The 5,558-nt window shown below is 47.9% G+C and carries 8 protein-coding genes; 1 reads left to right on the plus strand and 7 read right to left on the minus strand.

The genetic code is table 11. The features are described from left to right. The 4 genes from WBV27_RS11615 to WBV27_RS11630 all read right to left on the minus strand — a co-directional run. On the minus strand, positions 1-1,278 hold a 1,278-nt coding region (locus WBV27_RS11615; protein ID WP_424202236.1), incomplete at its 3' end, for a S41 family peptidase. 20 nt (positions 1,279-1,298) lie between these two features. Next, on the minus strand, positions 1,299-2,000 hold the full coding sequence (deoD, locus tag WBV27_RS11620) for a purine-nucleoside phosphorylase (RefSeq protein WP_424202238.1): 702 nt from the start codon (positions 1,998-2,000) through the stop codon (positions 1,299-1,301). 21 nt (positions 2,001-2,021) lie between these two features. Beyond that, positions 2,022-2,246, minus strand: a complete 225-nt coding sequence (locus tag WBV27_RS11625; RefSeq protein WP_424202240.1) for a YozE family protein — start codon at positions 2,244-2,246, stop codon at positions 2,022-2,024. A 15-nt stretch (positions 2,247-2,261) separates the two neighbouring features. Beyond that, positions 2,262-2,888, minus strand: a complete 627-nt coding sequence (locus WBV27_RS11630; protein ID WP_424202242.1) for a YpmS family protein — start codon at positions 2,886-2,888, stop codon at positions 2,262-2,264. A gap of 177 nt (positions 2,889-3,065) precedes the next feature. Between WBV27_RS11630 and trhA the strand changes: the two genes are divergently transcribed. Continuing rightward, positions 3,066-3,722 carry a PAQR family membrane homeostasis protein TrhA gene (gene trhA, locus WBV27_RS11635; RefSeq protein ID WP_424202244.1) on the plus strand — a complete coding sequence of 219 codons (657 nt, stop codon included), beginning with the start codon at positions 3,066-3,068 and terminating at the stop codon, positions 3,720-3,722. 58 nt (positions 3,723-3,780) lie between these two features. Here trhA and WBV27_RS11640 read toward each other — a convergent pair whose 3' ends face one another. The 3 genes from WBV27_RS11640 to WBV27_RS11650 form a co-directional block, all read right to left on the minus strand. Continuing rightward, positions 3,781-4,269: a dihydrofolate reductase gene (locus WBV27_RS11640; protein ID WP_424202246.1), complete on the minus strand. Its 489-nt coding sequence runs from the start codon at positions 4,267-4,269 to the stop codon at positions 3,781-3,783. Positions 4,270-4,371: 102 nt separating this feature from the next. Beyond that, on the minus strand, positions 4,372-5,319 hold the full coding sequence (locus tag WBV27_RS11645) for a thymidylate synthase (RefSeq protein ID WP_424202248.1): 948 nt from the start codon (positions 5,317-5,319) through the stop codon (positions 4,372-4,374). A 19-nt stretch (positions 5,320-5,338) separates the two neighbouring features. Beyond that, positions 5,339-5,558, minus strand: a 220-nt coding sequence (locus tag WBV27_RS11650) for an ABC transporter C-terminal domain-containing protein (protein WP_424202250.1), incomplete at its 5' end; no start/stop codon positions are given.

Below are 5,558 nucleotides of genomic sequence, written 5' to 3' on the forward strand. Positions count from 1 at the left end.
GATGGCATTCAGCATCGCTTCGACATTCTTGACCTCTTCCGAGACGGTTCCTTCTTCATAGGTCGCTGTGGAATCGATGATCGTCAATGTGGCGTATTCCGGGAGTGCGACTTCGTAGTCGACTGCGATCCCTTTTTCATGGATCCAGTTTCCGTTCGGCGTCAACCACTTCGCTACAGTTAATTTCAATTCGCTGCTTTCGGTCAATGGATACACTGTTTGCACAGTCCCTTTGCCGAAAGTCGTTGTCCCAATTAACGGTATCTCGGAAGACTCCTGCAGTGCCCCAGCAACGATTTCCGAAGCGCTGGCGCTTCCTTCATCGACAAGCAGGACTGTTGGTTCGGTTATCTTGAAATCTCCGAACTCGCTTTCGCTTGCCACTATTTTATTTGGATCGGCATCCTTTTCTTGCGTCTGCATGATGACGTCTCCGTCGTTAAGGAACATATTGCTGATTTTCAAAGCCTGATCCAATAAGCCGCCTGGATTCTGCCTGAAATCAAACACAAAGGAGGTGGCTCCCTGTGTGCGCAGATCCGTTACAGCACTGACGATATCATCATAGGTCGGTGTGGAGAAACTGGCAACATGGACGATGCCGATTTCGGGATGTTCTTCATCCAATTCAAATGTCACCGTTTCGATCGGAATCGTGTCCCTGATGATGGTCACCTTGAAGGTCTGATCACCGCGAACTATTTCCAGAACCACTTCACTGCCCTTTTCGCCTCTGATCAGAGCGACTGCTTCACTAGCTGTCAGGCCCTGCAATGCCTGGCCATCCGCACTGAGGATGACATCATTCGGCAAAAGCCCAGCTTTTTCGGCAGGCGAGCCTTTGATCGGCGAAACAATGACGATTTGCTCGTTCAAGGACATGATTTCAGCTCCGATGCCTTCGAATGAGGCCGAGATCGTCTCATCCAAGTTATCGCTCGCTTCTGTGTTCAAGTACTGACTGTAGGGGTCGCCGACTGCTTCCACCATGCCGCTCAAGGCGCCCTCGATAAGAACTTCTTCATCGACACCTTCGACATAGTTGTTGAGCAGCGTTTGATAGACGGCTCCGATGCGGTCCGCTGCAGCCGCATCCAGTGTTGAACTGTTTGTCCCTTGGATGATTTCCTCCGTGGAGGGAAGCGTGACGCTTCTTCCGATCCACGCATACGTTCCGCCGATTGCCGCAGCAGCGACGATGAGCAAGGAAAGGAAATAGAAGGAGAGTTTGACTCCGCGTTTTTTGCCGTTTTTAAGTTTATGCCCGTTGTTGCCCATTCATACTACACCTCTTTAGATTATAAGATAGATTCCAAAGCAACAAGCATCATGTCGTCGAACGTTGTTTCACGCTCTTCGGCAGTCGTTTCTTCCCCAGTCAGGATATGATCGCTGATCGTCAACAAAGCCAACGCTTTCCGGTTGTATTTGGCTGCCAGCAGGTACAGTCCTGCAGCTTCCATTTCTACGGCCAGAACGCCATAGTCCGCCAATTTCTGTTTATCCAACTCTTCGTTGTAGAAGCGGTCCGAGGATAAGACATTGCCGACGTGGACGGATAATTTCCGTTCCTTCGCGACCATATAGGCATTGTGCATCAGTTCAAAGTTGCAGATCGGCGCAAAGTTGACTTGGCCGTTGAACGTATTGCTGACGACGCTGGAATCTGTTGTCGCGCCTTGGGCAATGACGATATCGCGGACATGGATATCTTTTTGGATTGCGCCCGCCGAACCGACCCGGATCAAATTCTGCACGTTGTACTCGGTGATCAGCTCATTGGCGTAGATCATGATGGAAGGCAAGCCCATGCCAGTGCCTTGGACAGAGACGCGTTTGCCTTTGTATGTCCCTGTGTAACCGAACATATTACGGACCGAATTGTACTGTTCGACGTTCTCCAGATAAGTCTCCGCAATGTACTTCGCTCTTAGTGGGTCGCCCGGCAACAGCACTGTTTCCGCGATCTGTCCAGGTTTTGCTGAGATGTGTGTACTCATTTCATTTCCTTCTTTCTTTCTCTAATTTCTGTTCCTCTCGACGTATACGTCAAATAACTCATCAAAGACGGACATGAACTCTGTATACTCTCCGCTCAACTCCAGGTAATCGGCAAGTTCGTGGTAGTCGGTCATTTGCTTCGGAAAACCGATATCCTCGGAAATCCGATTCGCGAATGTAGTTTTGTCATCTTTTTTATATGGGTCTCTATACGTGAGAATGAAAAGGTAAAAAGATTGTTTCATAAATTAGGCCTCTTTCTATTCTATCAAATTTTCTGTTGGTATGCTTACTTCAAATGAATATTCTTTTGTCTTTTTATCGATGGAAAGCAAACGGATGGCACTTTCTTTGGGAAGATCCATACTGGCCAAGTTCATCAGCACCGTTTCCGAGTCCGCATCCAAGCTGACGAATACGGGCAATGTCAAAAATTGAGCCAACAGACTCAAGGCTTCTTTTTTTGGCAAAGACAACCCGCCCAGGGAAATGCCCGTCACCTTCATCTGCAGATTGCCGTCCGTTGTCGCATGCGGCTCCCCTGATAAACTGAACGGAATCGAAAGCCCCAGCAGCACGGTTTCACCTTTTAAAGTCACCACATCCGTGATTTCCACCGAATACCCGGTCAGGCTCTCCTCTGATTTCATATATTCATTGGCGATGACAGCCAATTCGGTATTGCTCAAGGAAAATCCGACGACCGAAAGCTGATCCTCTGATTGCGCAGTGACTTGCGTATCTTCCACAGATTGACTGGGTTGATCCATCGTGATTTTCGAGAACAACCAAACTGCCGCAATGACCAGAATGAGCGACAAGCTGATGAAAGCAATTTTCCATGGATTCGGACTGTTTTTCATACTTCTTTGTGGATCGGTTCCCATTCTGTTTGCCCCTTTCAAAATATTCCCATGAAGCTTTCTGTCATTTCCAGGTGGGAGAGATACTGTTATTTGCTTAAATCTTACCATTTAATGTGCTATAATGCATTCAGAAGGACGTTGTTGGAGACTGTTTTTTTCTTTGGCCAAAAAACAATTGCTGACAGGCAACAAGGAGGAATGAAAGTGACAACTTTTCCGCAAACAGAAGGCAGACGCAAAATCATCGTAAACGAAGTGTTGAATGCCGTAACCCATGGAATCGGAACCTTGCTTAGCATCGCAGGATGCGTCTTGCTCATTTTGAAGGGGTCCCAATCAGGAAACATTACAGAAGTCGTTGCTTATGCCATTTACGGCGCTTCGATGATTTTGCTTTTTCTGTCATCGACGCTCTATCACAGTTTCAGTATGACCCGATTTCAAAAGATTTTCCGCTACATCGATCACGCAGCCATATATTTGTTGATTGCAGGGACGTACACGCCGTTTTGTTTGATTGCGGTCCGTAACGGCCAAAGCAGGGCCTTGTTCATTGCCGTTTGGGCAATCGCAATCATCGGCATTATCCTGAAGATCTTTTTCGTCGGAAAATTTAACGGGATTTCCACCCTCTTGTACTTGGGTATGGGATGGATGGCGCTGTTCATCATTCAACCGATGTACCAGACACTCGGCCTGAACGGCATTGTGCTCATCGGTTTGGGCGGCTTGAGTTACAGTTTGGGAACTATTTTTTACTCGAACAAAAAATATGGCTTTATGCATGTCATTTGGCACCTCTTCGTTCTGGCAGGCGCCGCTTTCATGTACTTCGGTATCCTATTGTACGTCTGAAAAAATCCAAAAATACAAAAAGCGGGCTGACTCTTTCATTGGAGTCAGCCCTTTTTGCTTAATTCACCCGTTTGAAGACTTTGAATTCATGTTCGTAGCGGTTTTTGTCGTCGACAACGCCTGAGGTTGACGAGGTTAATTCCCACTCGTTCCAGTCTGTTGTCGGAAAATAAGTGTCCCCGTCAAAGTCGGCATGGATAACGGTCTGGTACAGGATATCCGCGAAAGGCAGGAACAGCTCAAAAATCTCGCTGCCGCCGATGATGAATAGCGTCTCCTCTTCATTATCCAGCGCCAATACTTCCTTGACTTCATGAAGGACAGTAACACCTGCATGGCTGTAGTCGGTTTGCCTCGTCAGGATGATGCTTTCCCTTCTCGGCAGCGGGCGTGACCCCATTCCCTCAAACGTTTTTCTGCCCATCACGATTTTGTGGTTCAGTGTTTTTTCCTTGAAATACTTCAGGTCATTCGGCAGGTGCCAAGGCAATGTTCCGCCTTTTCCGATGATTCCGTTGTCGTCTTCAGCCCATAGTAATGCGATCATCTCATGTTTTGCCGCGCAGCCGAGCCAACGCCCGGATCTCTCAGGAACTATGATGGAACCTGATGGCGGCAACCTCCTTTTCCTAGGTATGCTAATCAGTAATTATACAGCGATCGGTGCTTTGATGCCCGGATGGCTCTTGTAGCCTTCCAGGACGATATCTTCTTTTTCCATTTCAAAAATGGATTTCTCTGGATGCTTCAGCACCAACTTCGGCAAAGCGAAAGTCTCCCTGGAAAGCTGCAGCTCGATCTGTTCGATATGATTCAGATAAAGATGAGCATCCCCGAAGGTGTGGATGAATTCCCCTACTTCAAGACCCGTTTCGTTCGCGATCAGATGCGTCAACAAGGCGTAGCTGGCTATGTTGAACGGTACCCCCAAAAAGATATCCGCGCTTCTTTGGTACAGTTGGCAGCTGAGCTTCCCATCAGTGACATAAAATTGGAACAAGGTGTGGCAAGGCGGCAAGGCCATCGAAGGGACGTCTTCCGGATTCCAGGCCGAAACCATCAATCTTCTAGAATCAGGGTTCGTTTTGATCATTTCAATGACATCACTGATCTGATCGATGAATTCCCCTTGAGTCGTTTTCCAGCGGCGCCATTGGGACCCATAAATGTTGCCCAATTCGCCGTGCTTGGCTGCAAAGGCTGCATCCGTCAAAATTGCTTCCCGGAATTTGGCCATTTCGGCAGCATAGATTTCTTTGAAGCCTTCTTCCTTCAGGACGCGGTGACCAAAGTCATCCATATTCGGCCCAGCGTAATCTGCTGATTTCACATAGCGCTCGAATGCCCACTCATCCCAGATGTGGTTGTTGTTTTCCAACAAGTATTTGATGTTCGTGTCGCCCTTAAGGAACCACAACAGTTCGCTCTTGATGAGGCCGAAAGCGACTTTCTTTGTCGTCAGGATCGGGAAGCCCTCAGCGAGGTCGAAACGCATTTGATGTCCGAAGATGCTTTTCGTGCCGGTTCCGGTACGGTCGTGTTTCGTCGCGCCTGTTTCCAGGACGGTTCTTGCTAAATCCAAATATTGTTTTGTCATCTTTGTTCTCCTATGTACATTAATCTTTGGCGAACTGGCTGAGGTATTCCCAGCGTTCCCATTTTTCGGCAAGCGCAGCTTCTGCGTTGTCCAGTTCCTGTTGCAATTGGGTCAACTGTGCGAAGTCCGAAGCATTTTCGGCCATTGCACTTTGCAATGTCTGCCCTTTTTCCTCAAGTGCGGCAATGTCGTCCTCGATTGTTTCCCATTCTTTCTGTTCCAAGTAGGTCCATTTGGTT

This window comes from Trichococcus sp. (genome assembly GCF_049589555.1).
Lineage (GTDB): Bacteria > Bacillota > Bacilli > Lactobacillales > Aerococcaceae > Trichococcus.